Consider the following 22,531-nt stretch of genomic DNA (forward strand, 5'->3'; position numbering starts at 1 on the left):
TAAATTCAGGTGAATTGATTAATTAACAACCCAAACATGAAATGAATGGATTAGGCCTATTTCTATAACCGAAAAAAGCCTTTGAGAGATGTAAAAACACAGGTCAATGACTGATAAGCTTTGATTTCTTTATTAATAAGTTTTCGGCCATAAAAAGCAAATAAAATAGGTAGGCCCCACCAGCCAAAGACTCTTTTGAAAATTGCTCCTTTTGAGATATTTGTTAGTGGGTTACTAAAGTCACCTCCAGATGTCACTTCTCTATGAATAGAAGTTACAATAGGTAGATACTGTCCTTTCCCCCCTCTTGATAAAATATCAGCTAAAAAAACATTCTCCTCTCCAGACTTGTATTTTGCCCCAAGCCCAAATCGAGAATCAAAACCGACTCCTAAGTTTAAAACATTTTGCTTATTGATGATTATTTCTATCGAGCTTACTTTCATAATGCTCAGATTAGAGTGATTAAAAACTTGACCCGAATAGCTCTTTCGCTCCTGAGTTTCATTTATTGCATATTTCGTAGTTATAAAGTCATTACCTGCACTTTCTAGTGCAGAGAAAGCTTCAATTGCGCCTTCAGGCACGACTTCAATATCGTCATCAGCAATCCAAATTAGGTCAGCATTTGAAGATAAAATTCCTAGCATCCTACTTTTAGCCAACCCCCTGTCATTTGAATAAACAATATCGTACGCCTCTGTGTACTCATTCTGTTTTGAGCATTCAGCTATTTCAAATAACTGGCAAACTATAGTTGACCTGATACTTGTAGACTCAAAACATTGCTCGGCAAGCATTTTTGTTTTTTCTAAATTACTAAAAACAGTAGAAATAACTAATTCTCTTTTCATAATACTCTTCATGACTAATTGTTCTATATTAAGCGATTTAGGAGTTAATTAGGTTGAGGGTTGTGGGTTAATTTTCAAGTCTTTAAAAAGTAAATACGCAAGAGCCATAAAGAACCACATTACAACGATAAACAATGCACTGGTAGTGAAAAAGACCAAGGTCATAGTTATAAGTGATAGCCAATATTTCTTCACACATAAAAAATAGACAAAAGGGACCATAAAGATTGCCCCACCTATCAACCCTGTTGATACAAATGCTTCAATAAAGCCGTTTTGAGTAGAGATAACTGTAAAGCTGTTTGTAACATCATAATGGTAAATACCCTCTATGCTGTTACCTATTCCCGTGCCAGTCATATTGTTTTCGAGTACTAATTTTAGCTTTGTGAAGGAATCAAAAATCCGCGTATTTGATGAGCCATCTGTGCCACTAAACACCCCCATTAATCGCTTCAATAAAGCAGAATCCGGATTCAGCAGTATAAGAGCAGGAAGAGCAATAGAAATAAATACTACACTTCTAATTTTAGCCCGAATACTCCCACTCAATATTTTATAAGCTATTAGAATAACGATTGAAGCTATCCCTGCAATAGAATACGTAAAAAACAAAGCGGATAATATTAGTAACCACTTTCTCTTAGTAATTATCGAAACTCTATTCACTATTTCAAAAGAAATAATCAAGCCTATACATGCCACCATAAACCAGGAGTACCATGAAGGCTCTTCAAACACTCCACCAAACCTAGTGTAAAACGTATAGTCATAAACATTGAGCCATTCTTGTCTAGATGATTGATCGCCATGTGGTACCAAATTCAAAAATGGAGCTTTATTGAGATAAAATAGAGCAACAAATACAAGCTGGACAATGCTGTGAAAAATAACGATAGATAGCAAAGCGCCAATAGCTTGGAACTGCTCCTCCTTACTTTTCAGCCATAGTGGCAGGCATAATAGTAAAGCCATTGACACCAATATCCGCAAACCAGTCCCTAGAAAACCTGTTACTGTAAAGTAGTCTTCATAAATTAGACCTAAAGAAGAAATTAGCGATACCAGTACCCAAACTAAAAAAACTACATTAAAGTCATTAATGACCACACTTCTGAACTTTAATAGCGATATAAATATAAATAGCATAGCCCCAAAGTCAGCAACTGATAAAGGCCCTACAAGTCTTAGTGTATACAGTGACAAAAGTAGCGTTAGGATGAAAAATATTGGTTTAGTATTAATGGGCATATCTAGCCTTCACAGAGCTTCATCTAAAACTTTTAACTGTATTATGTAGTAATCTAAAAAATGGCAAACAATGTTGAAAAGCAATTAATACCTGTTTTCTTTTAGAGCTATGAGGGAGCTCTTTTGATTTATTAATAAAGTACTTAGCAAGCCCATATCTTTGTTGTGAAATAGCTTTTAATGCGTTCGCAATATATAGATTTAATTTAGCAATTTGATAATCATCATAATTATCGTTATCTTCAGCTAGCAAATTATAGCAAGAAGCTAACTTTGCAACCTGCGACTTAACTTTTTCCTCAGGTACATGCTTTTGCGATACACTCCATGAACCAACAGCATCTACTCGATAAACAACTGTTACATCAGGAAGATATAAAGCTCCTTGGGGCTTAGAACCATTTATTTGGATAAAAATATCACCAACAGGAGCGCTTTCAAACCAACTTGGTAAGCTCTCCATCACGCTTCTTCGCATGAAAATACTGGCAGTAGGAATCAAAGCTCCACCACCTATAATAATGTCACTAAACGAAAAAACTTTTACTTTTTCGTTATAATTAGCGGTTTTATTTACTTGTCCATTAGGAGCTAATGTATAAGCTGATGTAAAACACAGTTTTAAGTCAGGGCATGCAAGTAAACCCTCTAATTGCTTTTGTAACTTTAGTTCATCAACCCAAAAATCATCTCCTTCACATAAAGCAATGTATTCACCACGACTTTTTCTCAATGCAATATTTTCTACTTTAACATTACCCTTAGAGTATTGGTTTTCTGTTTGGTAGATAACTTTGACGATACTTGGATAGCTCTGCTCATACGCTTTTAATATATCGCTTGTTTTATCAGTAGATGCATCATCATGAATTATTATTTCAAAAGCGTATTCTGTCTTTTGAGCAAGAAATGAGTTTATAGCGTCGGCGATGTAATCTTGTTGATTGAAACAAGTACAAATTATACTGATATATGTTTTATCAACATGCTTCCAAAATGATTTTATCTCTTGCTCTGTTGGCAGGGGGGTTAGTTCTTTAAACATGTCAGACCTTGAACCATATCCACTGAAAAGCAAGGAATGTTACATACACCCATTACATCTAACCTTTCTGCAAATGAATCATCAATAAAGATTGCGTTTTTTTCTGTTATAAATTGAGACTTAGGTGCACCATCTGTTATATGAATAACTTGATCAAAAAGCTGGGAAAGCCTCATATTTTTTAAGGTTTGATGGATATCGTCCGCATGACGTGTGATTAAAACCACTTTAATATTTTTATTTATACACTGAAAAATGAATTGCACTAATTTGTCGTTGACTTTATCACCGAAAATTAAACAATCATCAAAGTCAGTATAAAGGACATTAAAATTTAAGTTTATATCAAACTGATATGCTAAATTTCTAAAAAGCTTAATTTCCAAATTATTTTTTAAAGCTTTTACTGGAATACCATTTGAGATAAAAAGCGACATTTCGGCAAAATTAATACCGTTCATTCTGCTCGTGATCATTGATCCAGCAATTCGAGTTGCAACTTCTAGTAAACAAAGTTCACCGAGCGAATCTTTTTTCACTTGAAAAAACCAAGCTCCTTGGAGTTTTAAAGATTTGTTTATTTTCTCAGCGAATGAATAAAATAAACTATTGTCATTTACTAATTCTGTCTCCGTTGCAATACCGTTTCTCATAGCATTGCGCTTTCTGGCTTGAGCATATTGAAGCTGGTTATCTGCATCACTGATACAGTCAACAGTGAACTCTTCTCCTGGTAAATATTCACAAAGAATATCATCCTCGGTAACATCTAGAAGTTCACTCGCTTTCGTTATAAGTTTTGTTCCAACACTTCCTTGCCCAATATTAGGTTTTACGAAAACAGGAAATGACTCTACTTCATTCTTTGAAAGATATGTTTTTGGGACTTTGACGACCTTTTCTAGCGCTTTGTAAGTTAGAGACTTTGATCTGCATACTTTATTTGTTTCGTAGCTTGAACTGATCACTTGTGCACCTAATGAGTCAGCAAACTCACTTAATTTTAAAGATGCTGAATCATGCGCTGGAAAAATATGAGTAATCCCATTTTCTTTAATTAAGCTAGTAATTACATCTATAAAATCAGGCTCATCAATAAATGGAATACCTACAATGTGACGAGCACGAGGGATCTCAGTAAAGCAATCAATACCATTAGCACCGTAAAGCTCTACACCTTTTACAACAGATAATGATCTGACAATTTCTTGCGCAACTTCAGTACCACTAGGTACAACTAACACCCTATTCATCGCCAAAAAGTTTCCTCATAATGTATTGCTTTATCTATTTCTTCTTGAGTAGGTAATTTCTGCCAGTCACCGTAGCGGCTTTCTAAAAACTTTTCAGGCTCTGTAGGGGCGCGAAATTTAAATTCTTCAAAATCGATATATTCTGTTTGTGTGAACAAAGTTGGTTGATAATAAATTCGACCAGCATCGGTGTAATACTTACCTTCACTAGCGTTCGCACGTAAACTTAGCATTGCGAAGCCAAGCTTCTTGATAAAATTAGATTTTTTTGCAAAAGATTTACGAATTAGCCAGCTTGATACTTTAGTGAAAAGCTTATGGGTTTTAAACTTAAAAGCATTATCAGGCAAACAGTAAAATGGATAAATATCCACACATAGGCCAATATCTTCTCTACTCATGGTGTGGTTATAAACATCCCATTCAGTCTCTTTTGAAGTCGTTTTTGTTGATTTGTCAGTTACCCTTAAAACCCAGTCAAAGTAATCATCTGATGCAAGTGAAAGAAAATGGTATTTAGATATTTTGCTTAAAACCTGAATTGCCTTTTTCTGGTAAGTTGCGGGAATAGCTATATCGAAATCATCATCCCAAGGGATAAAACCTGAATGACGAACAGCACCAAGCAATGTTCCATATGTAAGGATGTAAGGTATCTTGTGCTCATCTAGAGTTTTTGTAATATCAACAGCCATAGTAAGTAACTGCTTACGGATATCTTCACTGCTTAATTTAGAGTCCATATGTTACTCGCTATAGTTCAGTTGTTTAATAATTTCAATTGCATCATTTAGACTTTTTTGAACTTTATCCAAGTCATTTTTCTTTAATTCAGCTATTAAAGTTTTGATTTCAGAGGTTGAGATACTTTTAGTTCTTGGTAAATATACAACTTCGCATAATGATTTAAGAGAATCAAAACGTCCCTCCCAATCGTCTCCCATTGCAAAAACATCTACATTATACTTTTTAATATCAGTCTCTTTTTGTTCCCACGAATGCTCTGGAATTACTAAATCTACAAATTTACATGACGAAAGTATTTCAGCTCTTTCTTGATATGAGAAAAACGAACTTTTGCCTTTACCTTTGTTAAATTCATCAGATGAAAGACCAACAATAAGCTTATCCCCCAACTTTGAAAGCCTTTCAAGAAGTCTTACATGTCCAACATGGAACAGATCGAATGTTCCGTAAGTTAATATGACTTTCACTTTTTCCCCCCACGACTATTCAAAATCGTATCAATAACTCTTTGCTGTTGTTCCAAAGTAAGATCAGCATGAATTGGTAAACATAAAACTCTATTAGAAATATCTTTAGCTATTGGCGTATCTGAATATTCACTTTTGAACACTTCAAATTCACTTACAATCGGATAAAAATAGCGTCTAGCAAAGATATTATTTTCTTCTAACTTTAGGGCTAGTGTATCTCGGTCAATTCCAAATTTATCCACATCAATAATTATTGGGAAATATGAATGATTAAGGCTGACCTCATGATTGATTCGCAATGTCGATAGGCCAGAAACATTTACGAGACTTTGTTGATATAGAGCTGCAATTTCAGAGCGTCTTTCAATTGCGCCATCAACTTTTTTCAATGATGCCAACCCAAATGCTGCTTGAATCTCATTTAATTTTGCATTCATACCACATGCTTTAATTACAGTCTCCGATTCAAAGCCAAAGTTTTTCAATTGGTCTAATTTATCTTTTTCTTCTTGGCTTTTACAAATCACAGCACCACCTTCTATTGTTGAATATGTTTTCGTAGCGTGAAAACTCAAAATAGATAGATCTCCATAATTTAAAATTGATTGCTCTCTTTCTTTTACGCCAAACGCATGTGCTGCATCATAAATAACTTTAAGATCATATTTTTTCGCGATAGCAGCAATCGTCTGATTATCACAGGGGGTACCATAAACATGCACCGGTAAAATTGCACATGTATTATCTGTTATTGCTGCTTCAATACAACTAGGATCCAAGTTCATGGTTACTGGATCAATATCGACAAATACTGGTTTTAAGTCATTCCACATAATTGCATGTGCGGTGGCTGCAAAAGTGTATGGTGTTGTTATTACCTCACCTTTTAATTCTAACGATTGAAGAGCTGTTATTAGTGCAAGTGTCCCATTTGAAAATAAACTGATATAAGGCACACCTAAATACTCACAAAGCTTTTTCTCTAACTGTTGATGATATATGCCGTTATTAGTCAACCATTTACGATCCCAGATATCTTCTAAGTAAGGAATCACTTCTTTCAATGGTGGAAGCAATGGTGAAGTTACCGTAATTTTATCCATTTAAGTTAAACCTTTCTTCGTAAGATAATATTTAGAATTTGCGTGTACAAATCTCGTTGAAAGACCCTTGCTGAGGCAATATATATTAGCGGCATAGTTATTAATAAAAGAAACAACTGCATGTAGCTATTTAAGAGGAGTACAGAAACGATACTTGTGACAATAAAATATGAGCATAAAGCACTCAACGCAACCATCAACCAAATAGGCGCCAGTGCATTTAGTTGATCACGTATTTTAAGCTTACTAAATTGACCTGTATAATATGAATTAATAAAAAAAGCTAAATATGTATGGATAAGCATCCCTATACAAATAGCCTTAATACCAAAAGGTATTGTTATAAATAATATTAAAACAATGAATGCTTTTTTTATAACTTCAAGCTTTAAAAAAATATCTGAACGACCTTTGACCTGTAATAAGTTTAAATTAATAGCATGGATAGGATACAACATAAAAGTGAAACTCAAGATCGTAAGTAAATCTGCGGCTTGTAACCAGTCATCTCCTAGTACAACTTTAATAAACGGCTTTGCAATGATACCTAACCCAGCCATAAGCGGAAAAATAACAAAAGCAGCCATTCGTAGCGTTAACTTGTAGCTGTATTCAAACTTGTCAGTTTCACTTTGTATATTACTTAACATAGGATAAGTAACTCTTTGGACTATCGTGGTGAAAGTCATTGCAGGAACACTAGCAAGTTGATTCGCTTGAGTAAAAATACCCACTTGAGTTGGGTTAAATTGTTTACCTATGATTAACTGATATATATTTTTAAACAAAGTATCGAGCATTGCCGCAAGCAATAATTTGTAACCGAAACCAAATAAATAACTGAATGACTGTATATTAAATGAACTTTTAGGTAACCAGGGATGAAATATATTTAATAACACCATTGTTAAGAATGAGTTTATTAGTATTTGATAAACTAAAGCCCAAACTCCATAGTCAAAGTAAGCTAAAGTAATAGATACTACACTACTAATAAATACAGCTGACAAAGAAGCTTTTGCTTGAGTTTTAAAGTCCATTTTAATCGTCAATTTAGCTTTTTGAACCAGCGTAAAACTATTGATAATTATAGATAAACCTAAAACTTTAATTAGAGCTTCAAGCTCTGGCTGCTCAAAGAAAACAGCTATCTGATTTGCGCCTATAAATAAAGCTAAATAACAAAGTAAAGCAACTAAAATGTTAAATTGGAAAGCAGTTGAAAAATCAATTTCTGTGCGTTCTTTTAGCCTAATTAAAGCCGAACTGAAGCCACTATCAGATATCACCTGGCTTATGGCAATAAAAACGGTGAGAATACCAATTAAACCAAAAGCATCGGGCCCTAAAAGACGGGCAAGTAACAACATTACGATTAGTTGAATAGCTTGAACACCCAACCTTTCTAGAGCACTCCACTTCAACCCATTTACTGCTGTTTTCATATATCTTTTAGTAAGCCTGAAAGATATTGCCCGTAGCCGTTCTTAGAAAATAGTTTTGCACGCTCTTTAATACAATCAGCAGAAAGCCAACCATTATTAAAAGCTATCTCCTCTAAACAGGCTATTTTATAACCTTGTCGTTTTTCAATTGTTTCAACAAAGCTTGCTGCCTCTAATAGGCTTTCATGAGTACCAGTATCTAACCAAGCAAAACCACGCCCAAGGATTTCAACGTTAAGTTTATTTTTTTGAAGATACATTTCATTAAGTGTTGTTATTTCTAGCTCACCACGATGAGAAGGCTCAACTTTTTTTGCTGCTTCAACCACTGAGTTGTCATAAAAATATAACCCTGTTACCGCATAGTGAGACTTCGGCTTTGCTGGTTTTTCTTCAATTGAAATTGCCTTTTGCTCATCATCAAACTCTACAACGCCAAAGCGTTCAGGATCTTTAACTTGATAACCAAAAACAGTTGCACCATTACCATTTTGAGCATTCTCAACAGCATGCTTAAGTTTAGGGGAAAAACCTTGCCCATAAAAAATATTATCCCCTAATACCAAGCATACATCATCATTTCCAATAAACTGCTCACCTAAGATAAATGCTTGAGCTAGCCCGTCAGGAGTGGGTTGGACAGAATAGCTAAGTTTGATACCAAACTGCTCACCAGTCCCAAGTAAACGATGAAATGAGTCTCTATCTTCAGGTGTAGTGATTAAGAGAATTTCACGTATCCCTGCTAACATTAAAACTGATAAAGGGTAATAGACCATTGGTTTATCGTAGATTGGTAGTAACTGCTTTGATACCCCCATAGTAATAGGGTAAAGTCGAGTACCTGAGCCACCCGCTAAGATTATGCCTTTCATTATTAACTATTCCCTTTTAATTGACCAAGGCGCTCACGCTTATAAGAGCCATCTTGAACACTCTTACACCAAGACTGATTATTTAGGTACCACTTAACCGTTTTTAACAGGCCTGTTTCGAATGTTTCTTCTGGTTTCCATCCCAGATCCGAGTGAATTTTTGAGGCATCAATAGCATAGCGTTTATCATGCCCCGGTCTGTCTGCAACAAAAACAATCTGTTCCGAATATTTCTTTTCTTTTGGAACAAGGTTATCCAGTATTCCACAAATACTCTGGACAACTTCTAAGTTTTTCTTTTCATTATGACCACCAATATTGTATGTTTCACCAACTTGCCCTTTTGTTACAACTTCATATAGAGCCCGAGCGTGATCTTCAACATACAACCAATCTCGAATTTGGTTCCCTTCCCCATATACAGGTAAAGGCTTACCTTCTAAAGCGTTTAAAATAACTAATGGGATTAATTTTTCAGGAAAATGGTATGGTCCATAGTTATTTGAACAGTTAGTTATTACAACAGGTAAACCGTATGTTCTTAACCAAGCCCTAACAAGGTGATCGCTTGATGCCTTTGATGCAGAATACGGGCTACTTGGAGCGTACGAAGTCTTTTCAGTAAAAAGAGGAAGTACATCTTCACAATTAGGCTCCTCAAAATCGTCTGGGTGTGGCAAATCTCCATATACTTCGTCTGTTGATATGTGATGAAATTTAAAAGAATCTCTCTTATCTTTATCAAGGGTCGATGTGTATTCTCTTGCTACTTCTAGCAATGTATACGTGCCTAATATATTGGTTTGAATGAACTCTGACGGACCAGTAATTGATCTATCAACATGGCTCTCTGCGGCCAAGTGCATTACAACATCAGGCTGATAAGCTTTGAAAATACGCTGCATCTCTTTATGATTACATATATCATGACATTCAAAAGAATAGCGCTCACTTTCTTCGATATCTTTCAAAGATTCCAAGTTGCCTGCATAGGTTAATTTATCAACATTGATAACTGAATCAGTTGTATTATTTATAATATGACGGACTAGTGCAGAGCCAATAAACCCAGCACCACCTGTTACTAATATGTTCACAAAAACCTCTAAGCTAAGACTTTATCTTTTATCATTAAGATTTACGGCGATTATTTGATATATAAAAGCGTATTAAAACTATAAAAACACCGATTACGCCGGCAAAAAATGTGCTTACAATAACTATTAAAGCTCGTTTAGGTTTTAATTTCTCTTCGGGAACAAGAGCTGGATCGATAGTCTTGAAAACATACTCATCTCTGACGTTAGCAAACATTATCGTTTTCGCCTGCTCCTCTACTAATTTATATAAAACGACTCGAATATCAGCTACATTAGTTTTTTCAATTTGTGCCATTAAAAACTCAGTGCTCTTCGTTGCTTCAATTACATCACGCTTTTTCATGGTAAGATTAATATCTTCTATTAACCAATTTACCCATTGTTGAGCAATGAACGGAGAAAAATGCTCCACAGCAATAATTATCATGCCTGAGTCTGGATCTTTTGTAGCACTGACTATTTTTATAAATTCTTTATAAGCTTCCTGAGTTGATGGTTTTGGTTTAAATGGGAACTCTACTTTTCTGACCCATTTTTGATCCACTTCATCATAAATATTTTTATCATAGATAACTGTATTATCGATGGAGTTCCATGATTCGATCGCCATTAAATCAGGCATAATACTGTGCTTTTCAATAAACTCAGAAATGAACTTTCGTGACTTGAGTATAGCCAAAGCAAGATCAGTATTATTGGAACCTGAATCCCCCAAGTTAACGCCAGCCAAACTAGCTAGACCACCAAACTGACCTGCTAAAGCACTTAAGCCGTTTGACTGCTGTTGCTCAGCTGGCGCCAGCAATGCCTCAGAGCGATATATATTTGGTTGGTAAATAGCATAAACCACTGATAATAAAGACAAAACAAAAGTTACCGTTATAATCAGCCACTTCCCATTCATTATTACCAAGAACAAGTCATATAAATCTATCTCACCATCTATTCGACTATGATTATCAGACGCAAAATTTTCTTTCATATTTATCTCAATTGAAGCTGCTGAATTAAACTAAGCTACTAAACATGCAGAGCTTATATACTACTAATTGCAGCTAAAGCTACACCTAACTGATAAACAATCTGCGTTGCTGTGCTCCACAGTGTTAGGTTATCCATATAGTCAGAGTTCATAGGTACAACTATCGTATCGCCAGCCTCTAATAACTTAGAGTCATTCACAGCGAACCAAGTGCCAGTATTTGGTATAGTCACAGAACCATTTGCTTTGATTATATAAATACGATCCTCAGCAGCGCGCTCCTTTAAACCACCACTAAGATCAATATATTGATCAACACTGACTCCAGGCTTAAATAAATGAGAAGTAGTATAGTTCACTTCGCCTATTACACTGATTGAATCACGCTGACTTGGGACATAAAGCGTATCACCATTTTGTAACACTAGATTTTGTTTATTCTCTGCAATGAGAGGTAAGTCAATGACAAGCCTTCCTACTGCTTCAACATTAGCTAAATCAAGCAAGAGCTTATTCATTTCATCATAAGATAAGCGGATACTGCTAACTGACTTTTCGAAGCTTTTTGTAGCAATATCTCTTCGTAAGTCTTCAGCTAGTTTAGCTAATTGCATTTGCTCTTGTTGACGAATCGATTCACGAGTAAAAATAGCAGCATCGGGCTCAGCAAATTCAGAAAAGCCACCCGCACGTTCAAGTAAGTTGGTTAATGTTTCTCCACGACGAATGGTATAAACACCAGGAAATTTAACTTCACCTTTTAGCTCAACTTTTACGTTTTCTTGCCAGTTAGGAATAGAGAAAATATTTATACTATCTTTACTTCTAAGAGTTTTATTTTCAACTTTGGTACCCAACATAGCCTGAGCTAGATTAAATTTGATGTGTTCAACTTTAGAGCCTTCTCCCGCAACAACACGAGTTATTTCAGCTTGCTCAGTGTAAGCAGACTCCAACAAACCTCCAGCTGCAGAAATTAGTTCATTAACTTCACTACCTACAGTTAAAGGGTAAATACCCGGATAGGTTACATGACCATTGATTTCAACTAGCTGCATTGCATTATGCACTGAAGCCTGCTGCTTTAGCTTTGCAATAATAGGCTTTAATAAAGTGTATCGACTAAAAGCAGCATAATCCTCTGGCTTTAGCTCTACCTCTTCTTCTTTTGCTTTTCTTTTTGAAATTTCCGCAATGCTTAGCTCTTCTTCTTCCTCTTTTTTAAAAGGATCATCAGCTTTTAAAACACCTACATACCTTTCAAACTCTTTTCTCTGATATTCGTGCCACTGCTTTACTTTGACTTGCTGCTGCTGTTGTTCAACAGTTAGGGCCATGTTGGCAAGCGCGGCTTCTTCAGCTTGTTTTTCTTGGAAACGACTAAAAACAAAAAGTTTATCATTTGCTTTTAGTTCTAAATCATGTTGTTTTGCTTTAACTATTGCTTGGGCAATATCGAATTGATAAACCTCAATATCGCCAGAAATGTTAATTTCTCGAACAAGTAAGCCGTAGCCTAAATCAGCTTGAGGAAGCAGGTCACCACGTACGGAAGTTAGAACATCAGAAATGTGCTTACCTTCATACCATTGATAATGACCAGGTCGAGCAACTGCACCAATTAGGCTAATACTGTTTTGGTATTGTAAACTGACAGGGTTAAAACGAATGCGGTCGCCATCGCGAGGAATATAATTAATTTGATTTCCGCTAAAGTCCACTGATAACACTTCTTTCATGTTATTGTTATTGAAGCGTTCAACAATTGCTTTTTTAGCGTAAGCTTGCGGTTTTAAACCACCCGCCATTTTTAATAACTGTGCTGCTGTTTCACCTTTTTTTAGCTCAAAAATAGCAGGACGTTTTACTAAGCCCTCAACAGCGACTTGAGAACCAACTGATGGGATGAACACGACATCACCCGGCTTTAAAATAATATCGTTACTGCTATCACCATTAATCAATAAATCATATAAATCAAAATTAGCAACAACTTTTCCGGCACGCTTTACTTGAATATTTCGTAAAGACGCTATATCTGACACACCACCGCTTACAAAAAGGGCGTGCGAAACTGTCGCAAGAGAGGAAACACTATAGCTACCTGGTTTATATGCTTCACCCAAAACAAGGATGCGAATACTGCGTAATCGACCAACAGAGATAAACGCTTTAACGCCAATCACTTCTTGCTCAACTTTAGCTTTGATGAGTTCTTTAACCTCAATAAAGGTTAATCCTGCGACCTGTACAGGGCTTAAGTTTGGAATATTAATTCGGCCCTCTCGATCAACAACCAGATCGTAACTTTCACTTTCTTTGCCGTAAAAGTTAACTGTTAGCTCATCTCCACGACCAATTAAGTAGGTATCAGGAACGGCCGCATTTTCTGTTGGCATGAATGAAGTTGGTTCGCCTGCAAAAATATCATAGCCAAAAGGCTCTACTTCACTTTCTTTGGGAGCGAAACGTTCTTCATCGGTTAGCGGCTCTTTTTCTTTATCTAAACGAGGTTGAATGGTTGATTCAGTTTCTATTGGCTCTTCGTCAGAAGATTTACCTGTAATCGTAGATAAATCGACTCCATACTGTCTTGCAAGCGCTTCTTGTTGAGCCTTTGGGAGCTTTTTGAATTGCTCAATTTGAGCTGCAGTAGGAGTAAATGCCAATACCGATGAAGTGGTTAGAAACAAAAAAGTAAGGAATAATCTTTTAAATAACATCACAAGTAGGGATATCCATAGTTCTACAGTCAAAAAGATTGTGTATTCTACCTGAAACTCAAGGAAATAAAAAAGGGACTTTCGTCCCTTTTTGTCATTAAATTGTCAACAAAACGATTTATTTAGTTAAAAACTGTAAACTAGTGTTAGTGACGTTTCTGTATCTGTGTTTTCTTTATCATCAGCAACGTCTGAGTTGTGAGTGATGTTGTAAGCTACTTTCATTTGTAGTGAGCCGTTGATTTTAGCAAGGATTGCAGACTCTGAACGCGTTTTAGTGTTGGTATCACCATATTCAACTGATACTAACTGAGTAAAACGTGCGCTGTCTGAAATCTGCCAGTTATAATCAACTTTACCTAAGGCGATTACTTCACCGTCGCGCTCACCAGCAAGTAAGTCACCGTTTTCATCAACTTCAGTGCTGTCGTCTGGGTATTGGAAGTACTTATAACCCGGACCGATTTCAGCGTTTAGCCACATATCAGAACGGTCGATTAGGCGTAAACCATAACCTGCTGAGATTACTGATTCGTTGCGATATGCACCAAAGTAATCAGATACGTGCGAGCCGTAGATGAATAAGTGTGAGTGCTTTTCGTTTAACTTGTAGTTACCTTGTGCAGAGATTGAGTACTTTTCGTTAGTACGTTGTGTTTCTTTAACACCGTCGTCGTTTTCGATCTCATCTTCTTTATAAAGACCGTCTAACTTGTACTCGTTATTCCAGTTTTCTAGGTTATGTAAAACCTTAACACCACCTTTTAGTGTTGTTGTTTCAGTGTTACCACTTGTAATAATGGCACCTAGTTCACTGGTTACATCCCAAGTTTTAGTTTCATCTGCTGCGAATGCGCTAGTTGCAGCACTTGCTGCAACTAGAATTGATAAAGCTTTTAATTTCATTAAAAAATAACCTTTACTACTTGTGATTAATCTTCTTTATGCAAATGAACATCCATTTGCGGGAATGGGATCGTGATATTTGCGTCATCTAATGCGATCTTAATGTTTTCCATTAGATCGAAGTACGTTGGCCAATAATCTGATGAATTAACCCACGGGCGAACTACAAAGTTCACACTTGAATCTGCAAGCTCAGACACAGCGACTGTGTATGCTGGATCTTTTAATAAACGAGTTTCTTTATCTAATACTGATTTAAGAACTGCTTTTGCTTCTTTAAGGTCTGCATCGTAACCCACACCAATTACTAAATCGATACGACGAGTTGATTCACGAGAGAAGTTTGTAATTGGGCTGCCCATGATTGATGAGTTAGGCATGATAATTACTTTATTATCTGGTGTACGTAATTCTGTAGAGAAAATTTCGATTTTCTTAACAGTACCCGCTTTACCACCGGCTTCTACATAGTCACCTGATTTGAAAGGGCGAAGTAGGATGATTAAAACACCTGATGCAAAGTTGGACAGTGAACCTTGAAGTGCTAGACCTACAGCTAAACCAGCCGCACCTAAAATAGCAATGAATGATGTTGTCTCAATACCAAGTTGAGATAGTGCCATTAAGATAGTTGCTGCAAAAACAATAGCATATACAATGCTTGCTACAAATGAACCTACGGCTTTGTCTACTTTCTTTTTATCAAATGCTTTTTCAGTCATCCCTTCGCAAAATTTTGCGATACGACCACCGATGAAGAAAATGATTAGCGCAAGAACAGCCTGAACGGCGTAATGTATGATTAAACCTGAATTCTCATTGATCCAGTTCATTATAGTATCCATATTCTCTCCTGAAGTTCATTTTTAGCATAACGCTGTTCAAATTATATATGATCTTTGGTTAAAAAATCATTAAATTACAGCCAAACTAAAAAATGAGTAATTGCTCAATTGCAAAAGTCGCAAGTCTAAATACCGAAACTGAACACTAACTGACTAAACTTGCTTTTCTGAATTTTCTGAAGCAAGTAAGTTTTTTTTACTTTTTTTAATTTAGGGGGTTCACAAGCCTAAGTTAATTATGTAATATGCGCGCCACACCAAACGAGGTGTATCTCAGTGGCGGCTGTAGCTCAGTTGGTAGAGCCCCGGATTGTGATTCCGGTTGTCGTGGGTTCAAGCCCCATCAGTCGCCCCACTTCTCCCCCTTAGTAAATCCCTATATTTTCCTAAATATTTTTTATTTTGAATTTCAAGATTTATCTTTAAAACCTGTTTTCAGATCTAAAAGCCGTCAGCTTTGGCTGTTCGGGTTTGTTTGTGGTTCAATATTTCTTTTGCACAAAGAGAAGTGAATGAGGAAACCACAATATTACTTTCTCTTAAGCGAAGCGCTCTCTTATCCTCTTTGTGAATAAAAGTGGTTTACTCTGTGTAACGAGAACCTTAAATTTCAAACAAAAAAATGCCACCTTTCGGTGGCATTACACACGGGATTATTTCTATTTACTAGAAATGCTTTTCAAAGTTCAAGGCGGTGCATTTTACGCCCAACCTCAAACTCATAATTACTTCCAACTTTTCATCTTGTGGCCTTTAACAGCATAGAAAAGTATGAATAAATAACAAGGCAACATCACAATATAAGCCATTTGTTGTGCTTCTGCGCTTTTTACGCCGCCACTTGCTAGGCCCCAAAATAATGGGCCGAATGCGCCACCAGCTATACCCATAACGAGCAGACCAGAGCCTACACTAGTTAGCTTACCTAAACCAGATAATGCTAACGGCCAAACTGCAGGCCAAACAATCGCATTAGCAAAGCCTAGCACAGCAATGAGCAATAAGGTATCAGGTAGTACCGATTTTAGGCCAAACAATGTTGATATAAATACAGTTTCATTACTACCTGTAACTATCGCTAGCGTTAACACACAGCCCAATACCGCTGAAATAGTTAGTGCTGTTTGCTGCGATAACACTCGTGGGATAAGTAAAATCCCTAAAAAGTAACCTAGTACCATACACCCCATGGTGTACGATGTCATAACACTGTATTTTTCAATACCTAACGACAACGCAAAGCTACCAATGGTATCGCCGGCAATTACTTCAACAGCTACATAGACAAAAAGTGCCACTATCCCTAAGGCAAGACTCGGATGGCTTAATGCTTCTTTTACCTGCCCCGGTTTCTGTTCATCAACGTCGTCATCAATTAACTCTGGCAATGGCATTTTAGTTACCGCAAAGCCGAGTATACCAATAAAAATAGACATCCCTAAATACGGTAAGATTAAGCCATTAGCCATGGCATCAATATCAGTTTGGCTAAGCTCTTTACCTACAAAGCCTTTAAAGTCGCTGAGTATCAATGCGGTAAACACGATTGGTGCAACAACACCCGCACCTTTATTTAATATACCCATAATACTAACGCGAGCCGCAGCTGATTCTTCAGGGCCAATTCTTACTACGTATGGGTTAACCGCTGTTTGTAATAACGTTTGCCCAGCTCCCATAACAAGCTGTGCAAACAAAAACAGTGCAAACACTTGTGTTTTTGCCGCAGGTATAAACAGTAAACCTGCCACCATCATGGTCACCATACCCAGCGCCATACCGTTTTTATAACCTACCTTTCTGATGATCATCGCCGAAGGTAGGGCCGTAAAAGTCACGGCGATATAAAACGAGAAAATAATCAGCGATGCCTGAAAAGGTGATAGCTGCAAAATTTGCTGTAAAAATGGCATCAGTGAGCCATTTAACCATGTAGCAAAACCCAGTATAAAAAACAGCGTGGCAACAATCGCCATAGGCACAACACTGCATTGTTTATTTATTTCAGACATAACATTTCCTATAACAGCACAGTTCGACTCTACAGCGCTGCTCATTCAGATGATTATATAAAAGAGATATTAAATATTTATAACACTATAGCAACAAAAATGACAGCGCTGACATATTTCTTTTAAATACCTTAGGTGTGAAATGTATTTCGGCCGATGTTTTAAGATTAGCCGTCAGCTTTCAGCTGTCAGTTTTGAGCCGAATGGTGTTGAATGTAAAACGCGCCAAGCAAGCGTGACGCCTACGAGGTGCAGGGTATTGTAGGCGTGAAATTTATTTCGCGCGAAAATATATTCACAAAGAGAAGTAAATGAGAAGAGAATGAGGGAACCTCAATATTACTTCTCTTAAGCGAAGCGCCCTCTTATCCTCTTTGTGAATAGAAGTAGTTTTAATGCAAAACATGACGCCTACATTCTTCTATAGGCGTCACATTTATTTATCGCAAAAACATTACTCACCCACAACTGTCACGCGGCTGGTTTGCTGTGCGTTTAAACGGGTGCGTAGCGCAACTTTTGTATTGTTATCAACCTTCACAGGCTCGGCATAAGTTTGCCAGCTTTGGCCGTTGTCTAGGCTGTATTCAATGCTCAAATAAGCAAATGCGCTGTTGGCATACAACTTTCCATTTTCAATCACACCGCCAGGTACTGGTAAATGCAGATTGATGCCATCTTTAGCTAACTTTTCAAGCTCTTTTAAACCTACAGCACTTGAGAACTCCGCCCAGTCTTTTGCTTGTTTTTTACTATCAACGTTTTCGCCTTCCCAATCAGCTTTGTGCCATGCGCGCTCTGCCACTGACAGAATACGCGGGAAGATCATTGCTAATACTTGCTCTTCAGTACGGATTGTCTCTGACCATACCTGACCTTGCATACCCAGAATGTTCTCTGGCTTTTCAAGTTTAGGTAACGGGCGGCCCACCAACGCTTCTAAATTAACGATTGGCTCACGAGTGCGGGTGTAATCGGCATTGGCATACACGTCATCTGGCATGTAATTAAAGGCTTTTTTAGTATCTGTGTAACGAGTGGCCCAGTAATAACCACGCTCTTCAGGGCTTGCTTCGTATGGGTGATCAAAATACAAATGCGTACCGTGTGATAACACCACTTGGTAACCGGCATTTGCTAGGCGGTATGCTCTATCGGCAACGCCCCATTCCCAAATGTTATCCCAAGTATTAACGGTAAAGGTTTTATTAGGGAACTCATCACGTTTAAACGAATTTTCGCGGTCATACATGATGCCATCTTCCCAAATACCCGGAGAAATACCGCGTTTTTCAAGTAAGGTAGCAACACGTTGTGTGAAATAAGGTTTTAAATCAGCCGGGCCAGCTACACCGTTATTAGGATCAGCAAATAACGCCTGACAGATTGGCGAGCCTATCCACGAACCAGCACCAACTTCATCACCACCAATATGCAAGTTCTTTAACTGCACACCTGCTTCGCGGTACATCTGCTGAAGTTCATAAGTTACTTTATCTAAAAATGCGTAGGTAGAGTCCATACACACATTCATTGAGTTATCTTTGTAGTTTTGTACCGTCATGTACACAGAGGTATCTTTAGGATCGGTAAGCAAGTATTGCGTTGCTGGCCCCATATCTATGTGTTGAATTTCTTTGTTTGCAGAGCGCGTTTTAATATTGTTTTTAGCGGCTTTCTCAGCTTCTTCTAACATGTTGTGATAACGTGCTTCCATCGCTTTGATTGAAGCACGCGCATGACCTGGCCCTTCAACTTCAGGGATGATTTGAATGTGGCGGTCTTTCGCAAACTTTAATAGCTCAACAAACTCATCACGTTTCAAATAACCATTACCTGAGCCTGATTTAAACGGCCCAGTGCCAAGTTGAGTTAATAAACACTCGCGCTCTTCTAAATCAAAGCAGCGATAGCCGCCAACGTCGGTAAGCTCTGGTAGACCTGGGATCTCAAGTCGCCAGCCTTCATCTTCTGAAAAGTGCCAGTGTAGCTTATTCATTTTATAGCGAGCCATTTGCTCAACCAGCTTGAACATTGCCTCTTTGCCATGATAGTTACGACCATTATCGTAATGCATACCACGCCAACCATAACGCGGTGAGTCTTCAAGTTCTAACTGCGGTAAGCTGGCACTGCCTTGGCTATTTGCTGGAATGAGGTTTAATAAGCTTTGCATCGCATAAAACACACCGGCGTTATCGCTACCTACAATGGTGATCACTTCATCATCAATCTCTAGAGTGTAGCTTTCTGCTTTTGCATTATTGAGTTTAGGGTCAACTTTTAAGCGTATTACTTTGTCTTTGCCGACATTGATATGATCAGGCTGTGCTTTAAGGCTAATGCCATAGTCATCTTGTAAGTCTTGCATAAACACCATAACTTCGTGTTTCAGCTGACCTTGATAACTGATTTGCCAATTATTGTTTAGCGTCGCACTGCCACGGTTAAAATCGACTTTACGAGGCTTCGGAATAATACGCTTTAAGGCATCGTCTTTACTAACCGACACCTTATCAGCGTTATTTCGTTCGTACCGTACTTTTGCCGTTGCTAAAACCGATAAATCTTTTGGCTCATTGTAACGGCGTAACTGATTCTCACGGGTAAATGGTGTCACAAACTGTTTAAAGTCTTCAGTGTCGGTGTTGGCAAATACGGCAGGTTTATTCTTACCTGACACAAAAAATGCCCGTGGCATAAAGTCACTGTAAGCAACAATCCACACTTGCGCATCAAACGGTAGCTCTAAGCTTTCACCTGCAGCTAAACCTTTAAATGAGCTCGTTGGTACGATGCGGTGCAAGTCACCATTAACGTGTTCAATGTTTAAGCCCGCAACATGCTCAGTTGAGATTTTACGAACTGAGTGGATATAAAGCTGCCAATCGCTCTCGCCTGCAGGTAACGTCACATTAGAGCCATTGTTGAGGGTAATTTTTCCTAAAAAGCCCGCATCTTTATTACGAAAGTTATCTTCTACCGAAAATAGCAGTTCAGTACCTTTCGCAAACTGATCAACTTGCGATTGAGTTAATGCTGCACTTGCCATTAAAGGCGCAGTCGCTAGCATTACCGCGAATAGTGACTTTTTAAAACCCATTACTTTCTCCTCGTTTAAGCCCTGAGTGTACGGTATTTCTGCGTACTATTTTTCATTTTTGTTAATAATTCGTTCCTATCATATAAAAACTAAAATGACAGCGCTATCATTTTGTGAAAAATATAGGTGAGGAGTTAGCTATCAGCTATCAGCTATCAGCTATCAGCTATCAGCTATCAGCTATCAGCTATCAGCTATCAGCTATCAGCTATCAGCTATCAGCTATCAGCTATCAGCTATCAGCTATCAGCTATCAGCTATCAGCTATCAGTCTGACGGCTGACGGCTGACGGCTGACGGCTGACGGCTCAAACCTTAATACAAAGATACTTCTCTTCTAGGTACTCATCTAACCCTTGGTGGCCGCCTTCTCGGCCTAAACCAGACTGTTTAACGCCGCCAAATGGCGCTACTGGGTTTGAGATAAGGCCTTCGTTAATACCTATCATACCGTATTCGAGTGCTTCGCTTACACGATAAACTTGCTTGATGTTTTCACTATAAAAATATGCAGCTAAACCATAAGGTACGTCGTTCGCAAGCTTAAGTACTTCTTCTTCATCATCAAAAGCGATGATGCTGACTACAGGACCAAACACTTCATCATGATAGATATCCATCTCTGGTGTCACATCAGTTAAAATTAATGGCGCTTGAAAACTGCCTTCAAGCTCACTGTTATCACCGATTAACGACGCCCCTTTATCAACTGCATCTTGCACAAGCGTTTGAACTTTATCTTTTGCTTTAGGATAAATTAATGGGCCGATATCTACCCCGTCATCAAGTCCATTACCTACCTTTAACTCAGCTACTTTGTCTGTGAGTTTTTCGAGCACCGTTTCAAGTACTGAACGCTGAACAAATATGCGGTTTGCGGCGACACAGGTTTGCCCTGCGTTTCTAAATTTAGCCCCCATAAGGCCTGCAACTGCTTCATCTAAATCGGCATTATCGAAAATAATAAATGGGGCATTGCCGCCAAGCTCCATTGACGTTTGTTTAATTGTTGAGGCACACTGCGAAAGTAACTGCTTACCTACACCGGTTGAGCCAGTGAATGTGAACTTACGCACACGCTCCGACTCGGTCATGATCTCACCCACCATTTTGGCGTTTTCAGAGACCACCACATTCAGCGCTCCTTTTACAAAACCTGCTTTATCAGCAAGGTAGGCTAAGGCAATAGCGCATAATGGCGTATGTTCCGAAGGTTTAATTACAAAACTACAACCCGCGGCATAAGCTGGTGCCACTTTACGGGTGATCATGGCAATCGGGAAATTCCAAGGGGTAATACCAGCCACCACACCAATGGGCTGCTTGATCGTTGTTAAACGATGCTTGCTGTCAGTGGCAGGGATGGTGTCGCCATAACTGCGCTTTGCTTCTTCGCTAAACCACTTAATAAAGCCTGCACCGTATTCCACTTCGCCTAAGGCTTCTTTTAAAGGTTTACCCTGCTCTTTAGTCATTAACTCAGCAAGCTGTTGCTTGTGCTCAATCACCAACTCATACCAACGGCGCAGCGTTTCACTACGTTCGGTTGCAGTTGTTTGCTTTAGTTTGCTAAATGCCTCGTCAGCACTTTTTATAGCCAGCTCAACCCCAGCTGCATCAATATCAGAGACCTGAGTAATTACCTCTGCGGTTGCGGGGTTATCTACACTAAAACGCTGGCTCGTAGAGTAAAAGTCACCGTCGATAAACGAATCAGAAAAAACCAAATCAGACATAGAACCTCCAAGTAAAAGCTATCAGCTATCAGCTATCAGCTATCAGCTATCAGCTATCAGCTATCAGCTATCAGCTATCAG

General features: G+C 38.0%; 18 protein-coding genes and 1 tRNA gene. 2 read left to right on the plus strand and 17 right to left on the minus strand.

Annotated elements, in window-relative coordinates; genetic code table 11:
• Nucleotides 1-62: 62 nt before the first annotated feature.
• The 14 genes from IRQ78_RS10760 to IRQ78_RS10825 all read right to left on the minus strand — a co-directional run bounded on the left by IRQ78_RS10760 (nucleotide 63) and on the right by IRQ78_RS10825 (nucleotide 15,599).
• On the minus strand, nucleotides 63-854 hold the full coding sequence (locus IRQ78_RS10760) for a hypothetical protein (protein WP_194442122.1): 792 nt from the start codon (nucleotides 852-854) through the stop codon (nucleotides 63-65).
• Nucleotides 855-902: 48 nt separating this feature from the next.
• Nucleotides 903-2,105 carry an O-antigen ligase family protein gene (locus IRQ78_RS10765; RefSeq protein ID WP_138619717.1) on the minus strand — a complete coding sequence of 401 codons (1,203 nt, stop codon included), beginning with the start codon at nucleotides 2,103-2,105 and terminating at the stop codon, nucleotides 903-905.
• A 19-nt stretch (nucleotides 2,106-2,124) separates the two neighbouring features.
• Complete coding sequence (locus tag IRQ78_RS10770) at nucleotides 2,125-3,150, minus strand: glycosyltransferase family 2 protein (protein ID WP_194442124.1); 1,026 nt, start codon at nucleotides 3,148-3,150, stop codon at nucleotides 2,125-2,127.
• The gene (locus tag IRQ78_RS10775; protein ID WP_194442126.1) at nucleotides 3,135-4,403 is read right to left on the minus strand and encodes an ATP-grasp domain-containing protein; all 1,269 of its coding nucleotides are present in this window, start codon (nucleotides 4,401-4,403) and stop codon (nucleotides 3,135-3,137) included. The genes IRQ78_RS10770 and IRQ78_RS10775 overlap by 16 nt, the downstream gene beginning before the upstream one ends.
• A complete protein-coding gene (locus IRQ78_RS10780; protein WP_194442128.1) occupies nucleotides 4,400-5,146 on the minus strand; it encodes a LicD family protein in 747 nt (248 codons plus the stop codon). Before IRQ78_RS10780 ends, IRQ78_RS10775 begins: the two co-directional genes overlap by 4 nt.
• Nucleotides 5,147-5,149: 3 nt before the next feature.
• A complete protein-coding gene (gene tagD / locus IRQ78_RS10785; RefSeq protein ID WP_138619721.1) occupies nucleotides 5,150-5,617 on the minus strand; it encodes a glycerol-3-phosphate cytidylyltransferase in 468 nt (155 codons plus the stop codon).
• Nucleotides 5,614-6,723, minus strand: coding sequence for a DegT/DnrJ/EryC1/StrS family aminotransferase (locus IRQ78_RS10790; RefSeq protein ID WP_194442130.1), 1,110 nt, complete (start codon nucleotides 6,721-6,723; stop codon nucleotides 5,614-5,616). Before IRQ78_RS10790 ends, tagD begins: the two co-directional genes overlap by 4 nt.
• Before the next feature lie 5 nt (nucleotides 6,724-6,728).
• Nucleotides 6,729-8,168 (minus strand): lipopolysaccharide biosynthesis protein, encoded by a 1,440-nt coding sequence (locus tag IRQ78_RS10795; protein WP_138619723.1) that lies wholly within the window; start codon nucleotides 8,166-8,168, stop codon nucleotides 6,729-6,731.
• Nucleotides 8,165-9,043: a glucose-1-phosphate thymidylyltransferase RfbA gene (rfbA, locus tag IRQ78_RS10800; RefSeq protein WP_194442132.1), complete on the minus strand. Its 879-nt coding sequence runs from the start codon at nucleotides 9,041-9,043 to the stop codon at nucleotides 8,165-8,167. The genes IRQ78_RS10795 and rfbA overlap by 4 nt, the downstream gene beginning before the upstream one ends.
• A 2-nt stretch (nucleotides 9,044-9,045) precedes the next feature.
• Nucleotides 9,046-10,140 carry a dTDP-glucose 4,6-dehydratase gene (gene rfbB / locus IRQ78_RS10805; RefSeq protein WP_194442134.1) on the minus strand — a complete coding sequence of 365 codons (1,095 nt, stop codon included), beginning with the start codon at nucleotides 10,138-10,140 and terminating at the stop codon, nucleotides 9,046-9,048.
• A gap of 34 nt (nucleotides 10,141-10,174) precedes the next feature.
• On the minus strand, nucleotides 10,175-11,125 hold the full coding sequence (locus tag IRQ78_RS10810; RefSeq protein WP_138619726.1) for a Wzz/FepE/Etk N-terminal domain-containing protein: 951 nt from the start codon (nucleotides 11,123-11,125) through the stop codon (nucleotides 10,175-10,177).
• Between the two features lie 53 nt (nucleotides 11,126-11,178).
• Nucleotides 11,179-13,848, minus strand: a complete 2,670-nt coding sequence (locus IRQ78_RS10815; protein WP_194442238.1) for an SLBB domain-containing protein — start codon at nucleotides 13,846-13,848, stop codon at nucleotides 11,179-11,181.
• Between the two features lie 126 nt (nucleotides 13,849-13,974).
• A complete protein-coding gene (locus IRQ78_RS10820) occupies nucleotides 13,975-14,754 on the minus strand; it encodes a DUF481 domain-containing protein (RefSeq protein WP_194442136.1) in 780 nt (259 codons plus the stop codon).
• A 26-nt stretch (nucleotides 14,755-14,780) separates the two neighbouring features.
• On the minus strand, nucleotides 14,781-15,599 hold the full coding sequence (locus tag IRQ78_RS10825; RefSeq protein ID WP_054552509.1) for a mechanosensitive ion channel family protein: 819 nt from the start codon (nucleotides 15,597-15,599) through the stop codon (nucleotides 14,781-14,783).
• Between the two features lie 279 nt (nucleotides 15,600-15,878).
• Here IRQ78_RS10825 and IRQ78_RS10830 point away from each other — a divergent pair.
• Nucleotides 15,879-15,954: transfer RNA gene (locus tag IRQ78_RS10830), tRNA-His, on the plus strand.
• Nucleotides 15,955-16,324: 370 nt separating this feature from the next.
• Here IRQ78_RS10830 and nagP read toward each other — a convergent pair.
• Together nagP and IRQ78_RS10840 are read right to left on the minus strand one after the other, a co-directional pair.
• Nucleotides 16,325-17,611 carry an N-acetylglucosamine MFS transporter NagP gene (gene nagP, locus IRQ78_RS10835; RefSeq protein WP_228482598.1) on the minus strand — a complete coding sequence of 429 codons (1,287 nt, stop codon included), beginning with the start codon at nucleotides 17,609-17,611 and terminating at the stop codon, nucleotides 16,325-16,327.
• 454 nt (nucleotides 17,612-18,065) lie between these two features.
• Nucleotides 18,066-20,714, minus strand: a complete 2,649-nt coding sequence (locus IRQ78_RS10840; protein WP_194442137.1) for a family 20 glycosylhydrolase — start codon at nucleotides 20,712-20,714, stop codon at nucleotides 18,066-18,068.
• A gap of 113 nt (nucleotides 20,715-20,827) precedes the next feature.
• On the opposite strand from IRQ78_RS10840, the gene IRQ78_RS10845 reads away from it, so the two are divergent.
• On the plus strand, nucleotides 20,828-21,004 hold the full coding sequence (locus tag IRQ78_RS10845; protein ID WP_194442243.1) for a hypothetical protein: 177 nt from the start codon (nucleotides 20,828-20,830) through the stop codon (nucleotides 21,002-21,004).
• 18 nt (nucleotides 21,005-21,022) lie between these two features.
• Here the strand turns inward: IRQ78_RS10845 and IRQ78_RS10850 are convergent, their stop codons facing one another.
• Nucleotides 21,023-22,450 (minus strand): NAD-dependent succinate-semialdehyde dehydrogenase, encoded by a 1,428-nt coding sequence (locus IRQ78_RS10850; RefSeq protein WP_194442138.1) that lies wholly within the window; start codon nucleotides 22,448-22,450, stop codon nucleotides 21,023-21,025.
• Nucleotides 22,451-22,531 lie beyond the last annotated feature (81 nt).

Source organism: Pseudoalteromonas simplex (assembly GCF_015278155.1).
Classification (GTDB): Bacteria; Pseudomonadota; Gammaproteobacteria; order Enterobacterales; family Alteromonadaceae; genus Pseudoalteromonas; species Pseudoalteromonas simplex.